The organism is Amycolatopsis regifaucium (assembly GCF_001613935.1).
Classification (GTDB): domain Bacteria; phylum Actinomycetota; class Actinomycetes; order Mycobacteriales; family Pseudonocardiaceae; genus Amycolatopsis; species Amycolatopsis regifaucium.
Genome location: NZ_LQCI01000009.1, coordinates 359,143 through 378,000 on the forward strand (window position 1 = coordinate 359,143; position 18,858 = coordinate 378,000).

Genomic DNA, 18,858 nt, shown 5'->3' on the forward strand with positions numbered 1-18,858 from the left:
TTCCACTACCTCAGCTGTTCCGCTTTGTAGTAGCCGGAGTCGATGAGTTCCTTCTGGTAGTTCCCCTTGTTCAGGATCACCGACTCCAGCAGGAACGCCGGGACGACCTTCTGTCCGTTGTTGTAGTCCTTGGTGTTGTTGACCTCGGCCTTGCCGCCCTTGAGTACCGCGTCGGCCATCTTGACCGTGGTGTCGGCGAGCTTGCGGGTGTCCTTGAAGATGGTCGAGTACTGCTCGCCCGCGATGATGGACTTCACCGACGCGACCTCGGCGTCCTGCCCGGTGACGACCGGGTACGGCTGCCCCGGAGTGCCGTAGCCGTTGCTCTTGAGCGCCGAGAGGATGCCGATGGAAAGCCCGTCGTACGGCGAGAGCACGCCCTGCACCTTGTCGCCCGAGCTGTAGGTCTTGGTCAGCAGGTCTTCCATGCGCCGCTGCGCGGTCGCCGCCTGCCAGCGCAGGATCGCCGCGACGTTGAACGCGGTCTGGCCGCTCTTGACGACCAGCGTCCCGTTGTCCAGGTAGGGCTTCAGTACCGACATGGCGCCGTTGAAGAAGAATGTCGCGTTGTTGTCGTCCGGGGAACCGGCGAACAGCTCGACGTTGAACGGGCCCTTGCCCTCGCCGGGGGAACCGTCCTCCTTGAGCACCTTCAGCCCGGTGAGCAACGACGTCGCCTGCTGCACGCCGACCTTGAAGTTGTCGAAGGTCGCGTAGTAGTCGACGTTGGGGGTGTTGCGGATCAGCCGGTCGTAGGCGATGACCGGGATCTTCTTGTCCGCGGCCTCCTGCAGCTGGGTGGTGATCGCGGTACCGTCGATCGAGGCGATCACGAGCAGCTTCGCGCCCTTGGTGATCTGGTTCTCGATCTGGTTGACCTGGGTGGGGATGTCGTCCTCCGCGTACTGCAGGTCGACCTGGTAACCCAGCTTCTCCAGCGCCGCCTTGATGTTGTCGCCGTCGTGGATCCAGCGCTCCGACGATTTGGTCGGCATGGTGACGCCGACGAGGCCGCCCGCCGCGCCGCCGGCGGCCGGCTGCTGTTCGCTGGTCTTCTCACTCGATCCGCAGGCCGTCAGCGCCGCTCCGACGCCGATCGCCATGGCCAAACTGGCCAGTTTCGTGAACTTCATTGTTCCTTCTCTCCGGTGGGGACCGTTCAGAAACCTTGTGCGAGCCGGTAGTACGCCTGGTTCCAGCGCATCCGGTCCGCGATCGACTCCGGTGTCGTCGTGTGGTCGATGACCAGCAGTTCGACGGCGAGCATGGTGGCCAGATCGCGGATCGATTCCGCGCCGACCGACTGCGTGAGCACCGTGTGGTGTGGGCCGCCCGCGGTGATCCAGGCCTCCGCGGACGTCGCGAGCGACGGCGCCGGCTTCCACACCGCCCGGGCGACCGGCAGGTTCGGCAGCGGTTCGTCCGGTGCGACGACCTCGACCTCGTTGGCCACCAGGCGGAACCGGTCGCCCAGGTCGGCCATGCCGATCACCACGGCGTCACCGGGGGCGGCGTCGAACACCAGCCGGACCGGGTCCTCGCGGCCGCCGATGCCGAGCGGGTGGATCTCGCACGACGGACGGGCGGCGGCGATGCTCGGGCAGACCTCGAGCATGTGCGCGCCGAGGATCTTCGGTTCGCCAGGGCCGAAGTGGTAGGTGTAGTCCTCCATGAACGACGTTCCGAGCGCGGAATCGCGGCCCATCGCCTTCACCGCGGTCAGCAGCGCGGACGTCTTCCAGTCGCCCTCTCCGCCGAAGCCGTAACCGTCGGCCATGAGGCGCTGCACGGCGAGGCCGGGCAGCTGGCGCAGACCGCCGAGGTCTTCGAAGTTCGTGGTGAACGCGCCGAAACCGCCACTGGTGAGGAAGGTGCGCAAGCCCTGTTCGATACGGGCCGCATAGCGCAGCGATTCGTGCCTCTCCGCACCCTTCGCCAGCTCCGGCGCGAGTGCGTACGAGTCGGCGTACTCCTCCACCAGTGTGTCGACCTCGGCGTCCGGGACCGCGTCGACCAGGGCGACGAGTTCGTTGACGCCGTAGGTGTTCACGGAGACGCCGAGCTTGAGTTCCGCCTCGACCTTGTCGCCATCGGTGACCGCGACGTCGCGCATGTTGTCACCGAAGCGCGCGAGCTTGAGCGAGCCGAGCGTCTGGCGCCCGATGGCCGCCCGGACCCACGCGTCGATCCTCTGCACCACCGCCGGATCCGCGGCGTGCCCAGCGATGGTCTTGCGCGGCACCCCGAGCCGGGTCTGGATGTAGCCGAACTCGCGGTCCCCGTGCGCGGCCTGGTTCAGGTTCATGAAGTCCATGTCGATGGACTGCCACGGCAGCGCCTCGTTGAGCTGGGTGTGCAGATGCAGCAACGGTTTCCGCAGCGCGTCCAGCCCGGTGATCCACATCTTGGCAGGCGAGAACGTGTGCATCCAGGCGATCACGCCGACACAGGCGTCGTCCGCGTTCGCGTCGAGCATCACCCGCCGGATCGCCGACGGCTCGGTGAGCACCGGTTTCGCGACGATCTCGGCCGGGATCCGGCCGGCGTCGGCCAGCATCCGCTGGATCTGCAACGACTGGCCCGCGACCTGCTCCAGGGTCTCTTCGCCGTAGAGCGCCTGACTTCCGGTGAGGAACCAGACCTCGGTCTTCCGCTGTGTGCTCACTTCTCTCCCTGCTGGCCGTAGACGTTCTGGTAGCGCGCGTAGAGCCGATCGATGTCCTCTTCGGACAATGGCTCCGGTTTCCCGAGCGCGGAGGCGATGTGGACGGTCCTGGCGACGTCTTCGACCATCACCGCGGCCTTGACCGCGTCCTTGGCGGTCCGGCCGACGGTGAACGGGCCGTGGTTGCGCATCAGAACCGCGGGTGACCGGCTGGACCGCAGCGTTTCGACGATGCCCCGGCCGATCGAGTCGTCCCCGATCAGCGCGAACGGACCGACCGGGATCTCCCCGCCGAACTCGTCGGCGATCATCGTGAGCACGCACGGGATCGGCTCCCCGCGCGCCGCCCAGGCGGTGGCGTAGGTCGAATGCGTGTGGACGACGCCGCCGACCTCCGGCAGGTGCCGGTAGACGTAGGCGTGCGCGGCGGTGTCCGACGACGGCGCGAGGTCACCGTGGACGACCTCGCCGTAAAGGTCGGTGACGACCATCGTCTCGGCGCTCAGCGCGTCGTAGGAGACACCGGACGGCTTGATCACCATCAGGTCGTGGCCGGGGACCCGCGCCGACACGTTGCCCGCGGTCCAGATGACCAGTTCGTACCTGGTCAGTTCGCCGTGCAGCCGGGCCACGGTGTCCCGCAGTTCCTCGAAGGTGTCCGTGATCTCGGCGGCCAGGCTCATCGTCGCGGTCCTTTCCGGGCGGACGCGATCGCGCGACGGCGGGCGGCGAGGCGGTGCATGACGTCGTTGGCGCCGCGGCCGAAGTAGTCGTGCAGCGCGGCGTACTCGGTGTACAGGTCGTCGTAGGCTTTGACGTTCTCGGCGATCGGCCGGTAGACGGCGCGGCGGACCGAGCCCATCTCGGCCGCGGCGGCGGGGACGTCCGGATGCGCGCCCGCGGCGACGGCGGCGTGGATCGCCGAACCGAGCGCGGGACTCTGCGCCGACCCCGCCACCGACAGCGGCAGGTTGGTGACGTCGGCGTAAATCTGCATCAGCAGCGGGTTCTTGACCAGGCCACCGGCGACGATCAGTTCCGTGACGGGGACACCCGCCCGTTCGAAGGTCTCGATGATGGTCCTGGTACCGAACGCGGTCGCCTCCAGCAGCGCCCGGTAGGTGTCCTCGGCGCGGGTCGCCAGCGTCTGCCCGACGATCATCCCGGACAGTTCGTGATCGACCAGCACCGAGCGGTTCCCGCTGTGCCAGTCCAGCGCGACGAGGCCGTGTTCACCGATCTCCTGCGTCGCGGCGAGGCGGGTGAGCAACTCGTGGACGGAGACGCCCGCCTCCTGCGCGTCGTACACATAGGACGCCGGGACACCGTGTTCGACGAACCAGCCGAAGATGTCGCCGACGCCGCTCTGGCCGGCCTCGTAGCCCCACTGCCCGGAGATGATCCCGCCTTCGACTACGCCGCACATGCCCGGCACCTCGCGCAGTTCGGCCCCGTTCATCACGTGACAGGTCGAAGTGCCCATGATCGCGACCATCTGCCCCGGCGCGACCGCCTGGACGGCGGGCGCGGTGACGTGCGCGTCCACGTTCCCGACGGCGACCGCGATCCCTTCGCGCAACCCGGTCCACTCGGCGGCCTGCGCGCTGAGCGTGCCCGCCTTGTCGCCCAGCGATCCCAGCGGATGAGTCAGCTTTTCATCCACAAAGGACCCGAAGCCCGGTGCCAGCGCTTCGAGGAAGCCGGCGCCCGGATACCGGCCGTCCTGGAGGATCCCCTTGTACCCGGCGGTGCAGGCGTTGCGGACGTAAGTGCCGGTGAGCTGCCAGACGATCCAGTCCGCCAGTTCGACCCAGTGCCGCATCCGCGCGTACACCCCGGGCGCCTCTTCGAAGATTTCCAGCGCCTTGGCGAACTCCCACTCCGAGGAGATCAGCCCGCCATAGCGCGGCAGCCACGATTCGCCGCGCTCGCGCGCCAGCGCGTTGATCCGGTCCGCCTGCGGTTGCGCGGAATGGTGCCGCCACAGCTTCACGTAGGCATGCGGTTCGCCGGCGAACTCCGGCAGTTCGCACAGCGGTGTGCCCTCGGCCGTGGTCGGCACCATGGTGCACGCGGTGAAGTCGGTCCCGATGCCGATGACGTCGGCCGGAGCCACTCCGGCGGCCCGAATGGCCTCCGGCACGGCGGAGCGGAGGACGTCGACGTAATCCGAGGGCACCTGCAGCGCCCAGTCCGGCGGCAGGCCCTGTCCGGTCTCCGGCAGGATCCGGTCGATCACGCCGTGGCGGTACTCCGAAACCGCGCTGCCCAGTTCCGCGCCGTCACGGACCCGGACCACCACGGCCCGGCCGGACAGCGTCCCGAAATCGACGCCGACGACCAGCGGTTCCCCTGTACTCACTTCATTCTCCCGCAATGTTAGCGTTCACATTCTTGGTCGGAGGCCACCGCGAAGTGCGGTGGCGGCGGTTTTACGTGGCCCGCCTCCCGGCGAGCCGTTGCAGGACGATGAAGGCGAACAGCAGCGCTCCCGTGATGATCGAGGTCCACCAGGAGTTGAGCGTGCCGTCGAAGGTGATCAGCGTCTGGATGATGCCGAGCACCATGATCCCGAGCACCGTGCCGAGGACGTAGCCGGAGCCACCGGTGAGCAGCGTGCCGCCGATGACGACCGCCGCGATCGCGGTCAGCTCCAGCCCTACGCCGTTCAGCGGGTCACCGGAGGACTTGTACAGCACCAGCAGCAGACCGCCGAGCGCCGAGCAGAACCCGCTGAGCGTGTAGACCGCGATCCTCGTGCGGCCCACGTTCAGCCCCATCAGCAGCGCGGACTTCGGGTTGCCGCCGATGGCGTACACCGTCCGGCCGAACCGCGTTCCGTAAAGGACGTACGCCGCGATGGCGACCACCACGAGCGCGACGACCACGCCGATCGAGATGTGCAGTTCCGGGCCGAGCGGGAGCTGCGTCTGTGCCAGGTTCGCGACGGTCGGGTTGTCGATCGAGTACGCCTGGGTGCTGATCGTGTAGCAAAGCCCCCTGGCGAAGAACATCCCGATCAAGGTCGCGATGAACGGCTGGATCTCGAAGACGTGGACCAGCACGCCCATCCCGAAGCCGAGCACCGCGCCGATCACCAGTACCGCCGGGATCACCGCGTACACCGGCCACGACTGATTCTGCAGCAGGTCGGCGGAGACGACTGTGGACAGTGCGACCACCGAGCCGACGGACAGGTCGATCCCGCCGGTGAGGATCACGAACGTCATCCCGACCGCGACCACCAGCAGGAAAGCGTTGTTGATGAACAGGTCGAGCACGACCTGCCCGGAACCGAAGGCCGGGTAGCTGGAGGCTCCGTAGACGTACGCGCCGATGAGCATCGCCATCGTCGCCAGGATCGGGAGGTGCCGCCGCCGCGGCCGGTAACCCTTGACCCGGGTCAGCATCGTGGTCATACCCCGGCCTCCACCTTCTCCGGCGCGACGATGGGCGACGGTGGCGGCGTTTTCCGCCGCCTGCCGAACTTCCTGCGGAACACCGGCGACTGCAACAGGCAGACCACCAGCACGACCAGCGCCTTGAACAGCATGATCGCCTGCGGAGCGATGCCGAGCGCGTATACCGTGGTGGTCAGCGTCTGGATGAGCAGCGCGCCGATCACCGAACCGGTGAGCGAGAACCGGCCGCCGGTCAGTTGCGTACCACCGATGACGATGGCGAGGATCGCGTCGAGTTCGATGAACTGCCCGGCGTTGTTGCCGTCCGCGCTGTGCACGTTCGCGCTGATCATCAGCCCGGCGATCCCGGCGCAGAGCGCGCAGAAGACGTAGGTGAGCCAGCTCAGCCGGGCCGACCGCAGCCCGGCGAGCCTTCCGGCCTCCGGGTTGCCGCCGACGGATTCGACCAGCAGACCCAGCGCGGAACGGCGGACCAGCACCGCGGCGATGGCGAAGACCGCGAGCGCGAGGAGGATCGCGCTCGGCAGCCCGAAGGTGAACCCGCTGCCGATCCATTCGTAGGGATGCGAGTTGATCGTGATGATCTGGCCGCCGGTGATCAATTGCGCGATCCCGCGTCCGGCGACCATGAGGATCAGCGTCGCGATGATCGGCTGGATCCCCAGCACCGCCACCAGCCAGCCGTTCCACGCGCCGAGGGCGACGGCCAGTCCCAGCGCCATCCCGACCGCGGCGAGGGTTCCGCCGAGACTGTTCTGATCACCGAGGCCGCTGATGTGCAGGCAGGCGAGCGCCCCGCTGATCGCGACGACCGCGCCGACGGAGAGGTCGATCCCCCGGGTCGCCACCACCAAGGTCATGCCGATCGCGATGAGGATCAGCGGCGCCCCGTTTTTCAGGATGTCGATCAGGTTCCCGTAGAGATGCCCGTCGCGCAGTTCGAGGGCGAAGAACGACGGCTGCGCGATGAGATCGCCCAGCAGCAACACCAGCAGCGCGACCACGGGCCAGAACAACCGATGTGCGGTCAGTACCTTCATCGGCCGACTCCTTCCGCCATTGTCGCCATGACCCGTTCGGCGGTCAGGGATTCGTTGTCCAGCACCGCGACCACCGTCCGGTCGCGCAACACGGCGACCCGGTGGCTGAGCCGCAGCACTTCTTCGAGTTCGGCGGAGATGAACACCACGGCCATGCCCTCGCCGGAAAGCCGCGTGACGAGCCGCTGGATCTCCGTCTTGGCGCCGATGTCGATGCCACGCGTCGGCTCGTCGAGGATCAGCAGCCGCGGTTCGGTGATGAGCCAGCGCGCGAGCAGCACCTTCTGCTGGTTTCCGCCGCTGAGGTCGCCGACCTTCGCCTCGGCGTTGGCGGGGCGGATGTCGAGCGCCTTGATGTAGCGCTCGGCGATCTCGTCCTGCCGCCGCCGCGAGATCGGCCGTGCCCAGCCGCGGGAGGCCTGCAGCGCGAGCACGATGTTCTCGCGCACCGTGAGTTCCTCGACGAGGCCTTCGGTCTTGCGGTTCTCCGAACAGAACGCGATCCGCCGGTCGAGCCCCGAACGCGGGGTCTTCAGCGACACCGGTTCGCCGTTGATCCGTACCGAACCGCTGTCCGCGTGATCGGCGCCGAACAGCAGCCTGGCCAGCTCGGTTCGGCCGGAGCCGAGCAACCCCGCCAGGCCGATGACCTCGCCCTCGCGGATGTCGAGCGAGAACGGAGCGACACCGCCCTTGCGCCCGACGCCATCCGCTTCGAGGAACACCGGAGCGCCCGCCACCTCGGAGCGGCTGTGCCCCGCGTCCTCGAGATCCTCGAGTACGGCGAGTTCCTTGCCGATCATCCTGGTGACCAGGTCGACCGGGCTGATCTCCTCGGTGCGGTACTCACCGATGAGCTTTCCGTTGCGCAGCACCGTCATCCGGTCCGCGACGGCGAACACCTGCTCGATGAAATGGGAGACGAACAGGATCGCCATCCCCTGCTCCCGCAGCGACCGCACCACGTTCAGCAGCTGCTCGACCTCGCCGGTGTCCAAACTGGACGTGGGCTCGTCGAGGATGAGGACGCGGGCGTCGACGTCGAGCGCCCTGGCGATCGCGACCAGCTGCTGCACCGCGATCGAACAGCTGCCCAGCTCGGCCGACACGTCCACTTCGACGTCCAGCCTGGCCAGCAGCGCTGCCGCCCGGCGGCGCATCCCGCGCCAGTCGATACGGCCGCGCCGTCGCGGCTCCTTGCCGAGGCAGATGTTCTCCGCCACCGACAGGTTCGGGCAGAGGTTCACTTCCTGGTACACGGTGCTGACGCCGGATCGCTGCGCCTCCCCCGGGCCACTGAACGCGACCGGATTCCCGGCGAGTTCGATCGTGCCCGCGTCCACCCCGTAGACGCCGGTGAGCACCTTGATCAGGGTGGATTTGCCGGCACCGTTCTCACCCATCAGCGCGTGCACCTCACCGGGGAACATCCGGAAGGAGACGTCGTCGAGGGCGACCACACCGGGGAATTCCTTCCGGATGTGGCTCATCCGCAGGATCGCAGGGGGTTCTGTCATCGCTGACCTTGTTTCGGGGGGACGCGGGCGGGAGATCAGTACTGGCGCTGCGGCAGCGCGGCCCTGGCGGCCGCCTGGTCGAACTCGGTCTCGGCGGTCTCGATGCGCGGCGGCACCTGCTCACCGGCGGCGACCTTCTTGACCAGGTCCATCAACTGCGGGCCGAGCAGCGGGTTGCATTCGACGACGTGGTTGATCTTGCCGTCGGCCAGTGCCTGCAACGCGTCGCGGACGCCGTCGACCGAGACGATCTTGATGTCCTTGCCGGGCACCTTCCCGGCCGCCTGGATCGCTTCGATGGCACCGAGCGCCATGTCGTCGTTGTGCGCGTACAGCACGTCGATCTTGGGCTGGGACTTCAGGAAGGCCTCCATGACCTCCTTGCCCTTGGCGCGGGTGAACTCACCGGTCTGCGACGCGACGACCTTGAACTTGGGGTTCGACGCGATGACGTCGGCGAAACCCTTCTTGCGGTCGTTCGCCGGCGCGGAACCGGTGGTGCCCTGGAGTTCGACGATGTTCACGTCACCGGCGGCCGAGCCGAACTCCTTCGCCAGCCACTCGCCTGCCTTCTTGCCCTCGGCGACGAAGTCCGAACCGAGGAAGGTCTTGTAGAGCGTCTTGTCCTGGGAGTCGACGGCCCGGTCGGTGAGGATCACCGGGATGTTCGCCGTCTTCGCCTCCTTGAGCACGGTGTCCCAGCCCGACTCGACGACCGGCGAGAAGGCGATCACCTTGACCTTCTGCTGGATGTAGGACCGGATCGCGGTGATCTGGTTCTCCTGCTTCTGCTGCGCGTCGGAGAACTTCAGCTCGACCCCGGCCGCCTTCGCGGAGTCCTGGATCGACTTGGTGTTCGCGGTCCGCCAGCCGCTTTCCGCGCCCACCTGGGCGAACCCGAGGGTGATGGCGCCGCCCTCACCCGTTCCGCCACCGCCACCGCCGCACGCGGTGAGCACGAGCATCCCGGCCACTCCGGCCACGATCGCCGTCCACGGTTTTCTTGCCACATCGACTCCTAGATCCGCACTGATCATTTGAGTTAGCGTTAACAGTTGATGGTGCTGTCACCGGCGGGAACCCCTGGCGGCACTACGAGATGCCGGTGCTCTCCCGCACGATCAATTCAGGGGTCACCAGGTCACGCGCCCGTTCTTCGCCGCCGTTCATCCGGCGGCGGAGCAGGTCGAACGTGCGCCTGCCGACTTCGACGAAGTCCTGCCGCACCGTCGTGAGCGGCGGTGTGTAGTAGGCCGCCTCCGGCACGTCGTCGAAACCGACGATCCGCACCTCGCCCGGCACGTTCACCCCGGCCTCGGTGCAGGCGCGGAGAAAGCCGAGTGCCATCTGGTCGTTGGCCACGAACACCGCGTCCAGTCCCTTTTCACCGACGAGGGATCGCCCCGCCGCGTACCCGGAACGCGCACTCCAGTCACCCCGCACGACGGGCGGGATCCGCGCGCCGCGCCGCTCCAGGGTCTCCCGCCAGCCACGCTCGCGGTCGAGCGCCTCCAGCCAGTCTTCTGGTCCGGCCACATGCCAGACGGTCTCGTGCCCCAGCCCCAGCAGGTGTTCGGTCGCCCGGCGGGCGCCGTCGTACTGGTCGACCGAGATGACCGGTACCGGCGCGTCTCTCCCGCCGCCGACCGCGACGAGCGGCACGTCACTGGGTGCCGCTTCGAGTGCCCGCCCGGCGGTGACGTGCGGGGCGATGACGACGATGCCTTCGACGGCCTGGCGCCGCAGCCGCTCCACCGCGTCGGTGATGGACGACCGGCCGGGACGGCTGATGCTGGTTATGGTCGTCGCGTAGCCCGCCTCGCGGGCGGCGTGTTCGATTCCGCTCAACGTGCTGGCCGGACCGTAGAGGTTCGCCTCCAGCGCGACCACGCCGAGGGTCCCCGAGCGGCCGGTGACCAGGGCGCGGGCGACCGAGTTCGGCCGATAGTCCAGTTGCTCGATCGCGGCGTTGACCCGGACGCGGGTCTCGGCGCGGACCGGGCCGGTGCCGTTGATGACCCGGGAGACCGTCATATGCGAAACCCCGGCGAGCGCGGCGACGTCGGTCAGGCTCGCCTGCTTGCCCGCGGGCACCTTGCTCTCTTCGCCGACGGTGTCGCGTGCCATCGCCTGTCTCCTGTCGCAGCCCTCGCCGGGTGACGAGTGTCGCAAGTGTTAGCGATAACACGGACAGGGTCAAGAGGACTTTCCGTCACAGTCGGGTCACGGGCCGGGCCGCCGGTTGAACCCGCTGCAGGTGGAAGCCTCTCTTAGGTACCTACTCTCGCGTGAAGTACATGATGGCCCCCTTCCTTGCGCTAGGCGCAAGGAAGGGGGCCATCATGTACTGGGGAAGGAGCTCAGCCGACCCGCTACCGACACCCGGTTCAGCTCGAGGCGCGATGGGTGAGGGAGACCGGCAGGATCTGCTGACGGGGCTTGAGATCCCGGTCGTCCATCACCGCCAGCAGCGTCTCGACCATCGCGTGGACCTGCTCGCGCGGGTCCTGGTGCACCGAGGTCAGCGGCGGGTCCATCTCCGGCGCCAGCGTCGCGTTGTCGTCGAAGCTGACGACGGCGACGTCGGCGGGGATCCGCCGCCCGGCCGCGTGCAGGGTCCGGAGCGCGCCGAGGGCCATCATGTCGCTGGCCACGAAGACGGCGTCGAGGTCGGGGCGCCGCTCGAGCAGGTTCGCCATCGCCCGCGCGCCACCTGCGAGCGTGAAGTCGGCCTCCTCGACCAGGTCCCCCGGATCGAGTCCGGCGTCGAGCAGGGTCTTGCGCCAGCCGGAGAGGCGGTCGATCGCCGCGCTCTGGTCCTGCGGTCCCGCGATCGTGGCGATCCGCCGGCGACCCGCGTCGACCAGATGCGCGACAGCCAGCTTCGCGCCGCCCTCGTTGTCGAAGTCGACGACGTGGACACCGCGTTTGAGCCCGGCGGCCTGTCCGCCGTACACCACTGGGATCCTCAGCTGGCGCAACGCCTTGGGCAGCGGGTCGGTCCGGTGCGGCGCGAACACCAGCACGCCGTCGACGTGCCCTCCGTCGAGGAACCGCACCGTGCGGTCGAGGTCCTCCCGGGTGTCGCTGAAGATCAAGACCATCTGGCAGCCGATGTCGGCCAGTTCACGGTAACCGGCCCGCATGACCGCGGTGCGGTACGGGTCGTCGAGCAGGCGCGCCTCCGGCTCCGACAGCACGACCGCGACCGCGCCGGTCCGCCGGGTCACCAGCGACCGGGCCGCCTGGTTCGGGGAGTAGCCGAGCGCGAGGGCCGCGGCCTGCACCTTCTCCCTGGAGCGCGCGCTGACATAGCCGTCGTCGTTGAGCGCGCGAGACGCCGTCGACCGGCTGACCCCGGCGGACGCGGCGACGTCTTCCAACGTCGGCCGCTCGTCTTCCCCTGGTCGAGGACCCACCCGCGTCACCTTCACTCTTCAGCACCACCCGGACACCGACAGCTTAATCTCCGGCGGCGAAAACGCTGAGAGCGCTCCCCTGATGGAAACGCTCTGATTACAAGCCCTTGACACGACCAAAGGGTGGCGACAGACTCTGCGCATCCTCTGGGAGCGCTCCCATTTTCTGGTCGGACGGCGGGCGTTCCCACCCATCGGCAAGGGGTTTGACACGTGAGAAGCATCCGGAACGGCCTGGTGCTGGCACTGGGTATCACGATGACGGCGTTCGGCGTGACGGCGTGCGGGAGCGACGACGGCGGGACACCCGCCGCCTCCGACCCGAACGCCAAGGTCGAGCTGACGCTGGCGACGTTCACCGAGTTCGGCTACGAGGACCTGATTCCCGAGTACGAACGACTGCATCCGAACATCAAGATCACCCACCGCAAGACCGGCCAGGGCGGGCCGTACCACCAGGATCTGATCACGAAGCTGGCGGCGGGCTCCGGCCTCGCCGACGTCACCGCGGTCGAGGAGGGGCACCTGTCGAACGTCCTCGACAAGGGCTCGAAGTTCAACGACCTGCCCAAGATCGGCCCGGCGGACGCCTCCCCCGACCGCTGGCTCGGCTGGAAGTACGACGCGGCGAAGACCAAGGACGGCAAGGTCATCGGGTACGGCACCGACATCGGGCCGCTCGCGATGTGCTACCGCAAGGACATGTTCCAGGCGGCCGGTCTGCCGACCGATCCCGAAGCGGTCAAACCGCTGTTCGCGACCTGGGACAGCTACTTCGCCGCGGGCGACCAGTACGTCGCCAAGACCGGCGGCAAGGCGTGGTTCGACTCGGCCGCCCAGAACTTCAACTCCATGGTCAACCAGCTTCCCAACGGCTACATCGGGAATGACGACAAGCTGGCGGTCGAGGGGAACCAGGGCATCAAGGACGCCTGGACCAAGGTGACCGCCGCCGTCGCGAAAGGACAGTCCGCCAAGCTGACCGCGTTCAGCAACGAGTGGAACTCCGGTTTCAAGCAGGGCGCCTTCGCCACGAAGGTCTGCCCGGCGTGGATGCTCGGCGTCATCAAGGAGCACTCCGGCCCCGAGAACGCCGGCAAGTGGGCGGTCACGGCTGCCTTCCCCGGTGGCGGTGGGAACTGGGGCGGTTCGTACCTGACCGTGCCGACGCAGTCGAAGCACCCGAGAGAGGCGGCCGAGCTCGCCGCGTGGCTGACCGCGCCCGAACAGCAGCTCAAGGCGTTCAAGGCCAAGGGCACCTTCCCCAGCCAGGTCAAGGCGCTGGAGGACCCGGCACTGCTGAGCGAGACCGACGCCTACTTCGGCGACACCAAGGTCGGACAGCTGTTCGCCGAGCAGGCCAAGAAGGTCGCCAAGCCGCAGTACAAGGGCCCGGGCGACGGTCAGATCCAGGAGAACGCGTCGACCCCGGCGCTGCAGGCCGTCGAACAGGGCAAGTCCGCGGACGAGGGCTGGACGCAACTGCTCGACGCCGCGAAGAAGATCACGCGCTGACCGATGACCGTCGTCGACAAGATCGCGCCGGAAGGGAGGAAGGCCGGGGAGCGCGAATCGCCCCGGCCCACCCTCCGGCACCGGCTGAGCAGGTGGGACGTCAAGGTCTCGCCCTACCTCTACATCGCCCCGTTCTTCATCGTGTTCGGGATCGTCGGGTTGTTCCCGTTGCTCTACACGGCATACGTGTCACTGTTCAGCTGGGAGGCGGGCGACGACAATCCTGACTTCATCGGGCTGGACAACTTCAAGGAGTTGTTCTCGGACACGCAGTTCTGGAACGCGCTCGAGAACACCGTCAGCATCTTCCTGCTCTCCAGCGTTCCCCAGCTGATCATCGCCGTGGCGCTGGCGGCGTTGCTCAGCAGCAGGCTGCGCGGGGCGACCGGCTGGCGCGTCGGCATCCTGCTCCCCTACGCCGCCAGCCTGGTGGCTCTCGGGATCATCTTCGCGAACTTGTTCGGACCGAAATACGGCCTGGTCAACGGCCTGTTGCAGACCATCGGCCTCGATCCCGTCGACTGGCAGGCCGGCCGGTTCAGCAGTCACGTCGCGATCGCGATCATGGTGAACTGGCGCTGGACCGGATACAACGCGCTGATCGTGCTGGCGGCCATGCAGGCCGTCCCGAAGGAACTGCACGAGGCCGCCCTCATCGACGGCGCGGGCACGGCACGCCGCTTCTTCAGCATCACCCTGCCGTTGCTGAAGCCGACGCTGATCTTCGTCACGATCACTTCGACGATCGGCGGATTGCAGATCTTCACCGAGCCCAAACTGTTCGACGCCATGCCGGGGTCGAACAACGGCGGCTCGTCCAACCAGTTCCAGACGGTGACGCTGTATCTGTACCAAACGGCCTTCGAGAACTACGAACTCGGCTACGCCTCGGCCATCGCGTGGGTGCTGTTCGTGATCATCGTGCTGATCGCGCTGGTGAACTTCTTTCTCACCGGCAGGCTCGCCCGGACCCCGGCGGTGAAGAAGAAATGACCCTCCTCCACAGTGGACTCGAAACCAGTACACCCGCGCACGGCAGGCTGAAGCGGAGTGTCTCCGCGCTGGGCAAACCACGCCGCTCGACCTACATCGTGCTGGCGATCTTCGTGCTCGGCTCACTTTTCCCGTTCTATTGGTCGTTCCTGGTCGCCAGCCGGGACAGCGGGATGCTCACCGAACGGGTCCCGCCGTTCCTGCCGGGCGGCAACTTCTTCGCCAACGCGGCCAGGGTGTTCGACACGGTGCCGTTCTGGAAGGCGCTCGCGAACAGCCTGATCGTCTCCGGCACGGTCACCCTGACCACGGTGCTGTTCTCCTCGCTCGCCGGATTCGCGTTCGCCAAACTGCGGTTCCGCGGCCGGAACGGGTTGTTCGTGTTCATCGTCATCACCCTCGCCGTCCCGACCCAGCTCGGCATCATCCCGTTGTTCATGGCGATGTCGGAGTTCGGCTGGGCGGGCGGGCTGCAGTCGGTGATCGTGCCCAACCTGGTGACCGCGTTCGGTGTGTTCTGGATGCGTCAGTACACCTTGGACGCGGTGCCGTACGAACTGATCGAGGCGGCGCGGGTCGACGGATGCAGCATGATCCGCATCTTCTGGAACGTCTGCCTGCCCGCGGTCCGCCCGGCCGCGGCGATCCTGGCGATGTTCACGTTCATGACCTCGTGGAACGACTTCCTCTGGCCACTCGTCGTGCTGGACGCCGGCAATCCCACCGTCCAGCTGGCACTGGAGAAGCTGCAGAGCGGCTATTACGTCGACTATTCACTGGTGCTGGCCGGGACCACCCTGGCCACCATCCCGATCCTCATCGTCTTCCTCCTCCTCGGCCGCCAGATCGTGGCCGGGATCATGCAAGGTGCCGTGAAAGGGTGACCATGTCCGCTCATCCCGACAGTGTCCGGGCGAAGACCGCGCTGCTGTTCCCGCCCGGATTCGTGTGGGGCGCCGCCACCGCCGCCTTCCAGGTCGAAGGCGCCACCGCCACCGACGGCCGGACCGACTCGATCTGGGACGTCTTCGCCCGCCGTCCCGGCGCCGTCGTCGGCGGCGACACCGGCGAACCGGGCGCCGACCACTACCGGCGCTACGCCGAGGACGTCGACCTCATGCGGCAGCTCGGCCTCGGCGCGTACCGGTTCTCGCTGTCGTGGCCGCGGATCCGCCCCGACGGCGGCGCGCCGAATCCGCAGGGACTCGCCTTCTACGACCGGCTCGTCGACAGGCTCCTCGAAGCCGGGATCCAGCCCTGGGCGACGCTCTATCACTGGGATCTCCCCCAGGCGCTGGAGGACGAGGGGGGCTGGACTTCGCGCGAGACCGCGTTCCGGTTCGCCGAGTACGCCGAAACGATCGTGGCGCGGCTGGGCGACCGGGTCACGAACTGGTCGACCCTGAACGAGCCGTGGTGCGCCGCGATGCTCGGTTACGCGGGCGGGATCCACGCCCCCGGGCGGCAGGAGCCCGCCGCCGCGGTCGCCGCCACGCACCATCTCCTGCTGGGACACGGGCTCGCGATGGACGTCCTGCGAGCGCACGCCCCGGCGGCGTCCTCGGGGATCACGCTGAACCTGTACCCGGTCTCCGCCGCCGACCCGTCGTCCACAGTGGACGTCGAAGCCGCACGCCGGATCGACGGCCTGCAGAACCGGCTCTTCCTCGACCCGGTGCTGAACGGCGGCTATCCCGACGACATGCTCGCCGACCTCGCCCCGCTCGGCATCGAAGCGCTTGTGCGGGAGGGCGATCTCGCGACCATCGGCGCCCCGATCGACTGGCTGGGCATCAACTACTACCGCGGCTACCAGGTCGCGGGCACGCCCCGGCCCGGCAGCGAACCGGCGGGACCCGACTGGCTCGGCGTCCCCGGCGTCCATTTCGTCCCCGACGAAGCGGCGCCGCGCACCGATTCCGGCTGGGAGGTCCAGCCTTCGCGACTCACCGAATGCCTGCTTCGGGTCCACCGGGAGTACCGGCCGATCCCGTTGTACATCACCGAAAACGGCGCGTCCTATCCGGACACCCTGATCGGCGGGGACGTCGCGGACACCGACCGGATCGCCTTCCTCGACTCGCATCTGCGCGCCGCTTACGAGGCGATCGAAGCGGGTGTCGACCTGCGCGGCTACTTCTACTGGTCACTGCTCGACAACTTCGAGTGGGCCGAGGGGTACGCCAAGCGGTTCGGGCTCGTGCACGTCGACTACGAGACCCAGCAGCGGACGCCGAAGCAGAGCGCGCTCTGGTATGCCAGGGCGATCAGCCTCAACGGATTGAGCTGAGCCACCTCCGGTCGGAGCCCGGGCGGGCTCCGACCGGATTTGTTATCGTGGAGCCGGACCTGATCAACGCAGAGGAGACCAGACGTGGCAGGTGAAGACGACATCTCCGGGTGAGCCGGAGTTGGCAGGCCACCGGCGGTAGCGCCGAGGTGGCCATTTCGTCGTACCCTCAACGCCACGTCCACCGCGGTGCTGCCTTGAGGCGCCCGCTTTCTCCGCGAGGTCTTTCTCCATGTCAGACGCCTTCGTCGTCGTGTCCGCCCTGTCCTTCGCCTGGCCGGACGACACGCCGGTCTTCGACGACCTGTCCTTCACCGTGCCCGGCGGCCGCACCGGGCTCGTCGCGCCCAACGGGGCGGGCAAGAGCACGCTGCTCAAACTGATCGCCGGCGAGCTGCGACCGCTCACCGGAACCGTGTCCACCCAGGGCGTGCTCGGGTACCTGCCGCAGTCGTTGCCGCTCACCGGCACACTGACCGTGTCCGAGGTGTTGGGCATCGCGCCGCAGCTCGCGGCACTGAACGCCATCGAATCGGGCGACGCGAGCGACGAGCATTTCACCACCATCGGCAACGACTGGGACATCGAGGAACGCACCCGCGCCCAGCTCGACCGGCTCGGTCTCGATGGCATCGCGCTCGACCGGAGCCTGCGCACGTTGAGCGGTGGGCAGATCATCTCGCTCGGGCTGGCGGCGCAGTTGCTGAAACGACCCGACATCCTGCTGCTGGACGAACCGACCAACAACCTCGACCTCGATGCCCGCCACAAGCTCTACGGCGTACTCGAAGACTGGTCCGGTTGCCTGTTGCTGGTGAGCCACGACCGTGAACTGCTCGACCGGATGGACCGGATCGCCGAACTCGACCGCGGCGACCTGCGCTATCACGGCGGGAACTTCACCCAGTACGAAGCGGCGGTGAAGGCCGAGCAGGAGGTCGCCGAACGCAATGTCCGCAGCGCCGAGCAGGAGGTGAAACGCGAGAAGCGGGAAATGCAACAGGCCCGCGAACGCGCCGCGCGACGAGCAGGCAACGCGGCCCGCAACCTCGGCAACGCCGGTCTGCCGAAAATCTTCGCGGGGACCATGAAGCGCAACGCGCAGGAATCCGCGGGCAAGGCGAACGAGACGCACGCGGCGCGGGTGAGCGAAGCGAAGAACCGCCTCGACGAGGCCGAGCGCTCCCTTCGCGACGACCAGAAAATCGCGCTCATCCTGCCGGGCACCAACGTCCCGGCGGGACGCACGATGTTCCACGGCGAAGGCATCCAGGTCCGCTACGGCGACCAGAACGTCTTCGTGGGCGCCGGTGTCGACCTGACGATCCGCGGCCCCGAGCGGATCGCGCTGACCGGCGGCAACGGCAGCGGGAAGTCGACGCTCCTGCGGGTGCTGAATGGCGATCTCGAACCATCCGACGGGGTGATCAAACGGTCCGAGGGCCGGATCGCGTACCTCTCCCAGCGACTGGATCTGCTCGACCTGGACCGGACCATCGCCGAGAACTTCGCGGCGTTCGCCCCCGGCCTGCCCGAATCGCAGCGGATGACGCTGCTCGCCCGGTTCCTGTTCCGGGGCGCGCGCAGCCAGCTTCCCGTCGGTGTGCTCTCCGGCGGAGAACGGCTTCGGGCCACGTTGGCGTGCGTGTTGTTCGCCGAGCCCGCACCACAGCTGCTCCTGCTGGACGAGCCGACGAACAATCTCGACCTCGTCAGTGTCGGGCAACTGGAGAGCGCGCTGGGCGCCTATCAGGGAGCTTTCGTGGTCGTGAGCCACGATGAGCGGTTCCTGAAGGAGATCAAGGTGGATCGACGGGTGCGGTTGGCCGATGGAGTGCTTCGCGAGGGGTAAGCGTGCGGTCGCGAGTGGCGAAGTCCGTGAAGGCCTCCTTCCCTACCCTCAAGGTAGTAAAGGAGGCCTTCACTACGTCCCCACTGGCCAACCGGCGACGAAGCCCAGCGACCTAAGCCAGCTTGACCCGAGGAGCGCACGAAGG

At 67.8% G+C, this 18,858-nt stretch carries 15 protein-coding genes; 5 read left to right on the forward strand and 10 right to left on the reverse strand.

Translation table 11 applies throughout. From position 1 onward, the window contains the following. Positions 1 to 5 precede the first annotated feature (5 nt). The 10 genes from chvE to AVL48_RS11580 all read right to left on the reverse strand — a co-directional run bounded on the left by chvE (position 6) and on the right by AVL48_RS11580 (position 12,078). A complete protein-coding gene (gene chvE, locus AVL48_RS11535) occupies positions 6 to 1,133 on the reverse strand; it encodes a multiple monosaccharide ABC transporter substrate-binding protein (protein WP_061982487.1) in 1,128 nt (375 codons plus the stop codon). Positions 1,134 to 1,159: 26 nt separating this feature from the next. Further along, positions 1,160 to 2,665: an L-arabinose isomerase gene (gene araA / locus AVL48_RS11540; RefSeq protein ID WP_061982486.1), complete on the reverse strand. Its 1,506-nt coding sequence runs from the start codon at positions 2,663 to 2,665 to the stop codon at positions 1,160 to 1,162. Beyond that, on the reverse strand, positions 2,662 to 3,348 hold the full coding sequence (locus AVL48_RS11545) for an L-ribulose-5-phosphate 4-epimerase (protein ID WP_061982485.1): 687 nt from the start codon (positions 3,346 to 3,348) through the stop codon (positions 2,662 to 2,664). The genes araA and AVL48_RS11545 overlap by 4 nt, the downstream gene beginning before the upstream one ends. Next, positions 3,345 to 5,027: a ribulokinase gene (gene araB / locus AVL48_RS11550; protein ID WP_061982484.1), complete on the reverse strand. Its 1,683-nt coding sequence runs from the start codon at positions 5,025 to 5,027 to the stop codon at positions 3,345 to 3,347. Before araB ends, AVL48_RS11545 begins: the two co-directional genes overlap by 4 nt. A 70-nt stretch (positions 5,028 to 5,097) precedes the next feature. Continuing rightward, entirely contained in the window at positions 5,098 to 6,084 is a 987-nt protein-coding gene (gene yjfF, locus AVL48_RS11555; protein WP_061982483.1) for a galactofuranose ABC transporter, permease protein YjfF, read from the reverse strand. Beyond that, entirely contained in the window at positions 6,081 to 7,127 is a 1,047-nt protein-coding gene (locus tag AVL48_RS11560) for an ABC transporter permease (protein ID WP_061982482.1), read from the reverse strand. The genes yjfF and AVL48_RS11560 overlap by 4 nt, the downstream gene beginning before the upstream one ends. Further along, complete coding sequence (locus AVL48_RS11565; protein ID WP_143104808.1) at positions 7,124 to 8,644, reverse strand: sugar ABC transporter ATP-binding protein; 1,521 nt, start codon at positions 8,642 to 8,644, stop codon at positions 7,124 to 7,126. Before AVL48_RS11565 ends, AVL48_RS11560 begins: the two co-directional genes overlap by 4 nt. 35 nt (positions 8,645 to 8,679) lie before the next feature. After that, positions 8,680 to 9,609, reverse strand: coding sequence for an ABC transporter substrate-binding protein (locus AVL48_RS11570; RefSeq protein WP_177242321.1), 930 nt, complete (start codon positions 9,607 to 9,609; stop codon positions 8,680 to 8,682). A gap of 127 nt (positions 9,610 to 9,736) precedes the next feature. After that, on the reverse strand, positions 9,737 to 10,771 hold the full coding sequence (locus tag AVL48_RS11575; protein ID WP_061982480.1) for a LacI family DNA-binding transcriptional regulator: 1,035 nt from the start codon (positions 10,769 to 10,771) through the stop codon (positions 9,737 to 9,739). 260 nt (positions 10,772 to 11,031) lie between these two features. Continuing rightward, on the reverse strand, positions 11,032 to 12,078 hold the full coding sequence (locus AVL48_RS11580) for a LacI family DNA-binding transcriptional regulator (RefSeq protein ID WP_082857613.1): 1,047 nt from the start codon (positions 12,076 to 12,078) through the stop codon (positions 11,032 to 11,034). A 198-nt stretch (positions 12,079 to 12,276) separates the two neighbouring features. Between AVL48_RS11580 and AVL48_RS11585 the strand changes: the two genes are divergently transcribed. The 5 genes from AVL48_RS11585 (at position 12,277) to abc-f (ending at position 18,713) form a co-directional block, all read left to right on the forward strand. Next, a complete protein-coding gene (locus AVL48_RS11585; RefSeq protein WP_061982478.1) occupies positions 12,277 to 13,578 on the forward strand; it encodes an ABC transporter substrate-binding protein in 1,302 nt (433 codons plus the stop codon). A 3-nt stretch (positions 13,579 to 13,581) separates the two neighbouring features. Further along, complete coding sequence (locus tag AVL48_RS11590; protein ID WP_061982477.1) at positions 13,582 to 14,571, forward strand: carbohydrate ABC transporter permease; 990 nt, start codon at positions 13,582 to 13,584, stop codon at positions 14,569 to 14,571. Continuing rightward, the gene (locus AVL48_RS11595; protein WP_143104809.1) at positions 14,568 to 15,455 is read left to right on the forward strand and encodes a carbohydrate ABC transporter permease; all 888 of its coding nucleotides are present in this window, start codon (positions 14,568 to 14,570) and stop codon (positions 15,453 to 15,455) included. Before AVL48_RS11590 ends, AVL48_RS11595 begins: the two co-directional genes overlap by 4 nt. Positions 15,456 to 15,457: 2 nt before the next feature. Next, complete coding sequence (locus tag AVL48_RS11600; protein WP_177242318.1) at positions 15,458 to 16,861, forward strand: GH1 family beta-glucosidase; 1,404 nt, start codon at positions 15,458 to 15,460, stop codon at positions 16,859 to 16,861. Positions 16,862 to 17,093: 232 nt separating this feature from the next. Then, complete coding sequence (gene abc-f, locus AVL48_RS11605; protein ID WP_061982475.1) at positions 17,094 to 18,713, forward strand: ribosomal protection-like ABC-F family protein; 1,620 nt, start codon at positions 17,094 to 17,096, stop codon at positions 18,711 to 18,713. Positions 18,714 to 18,858: the final 145 nt, after the last annotated feature.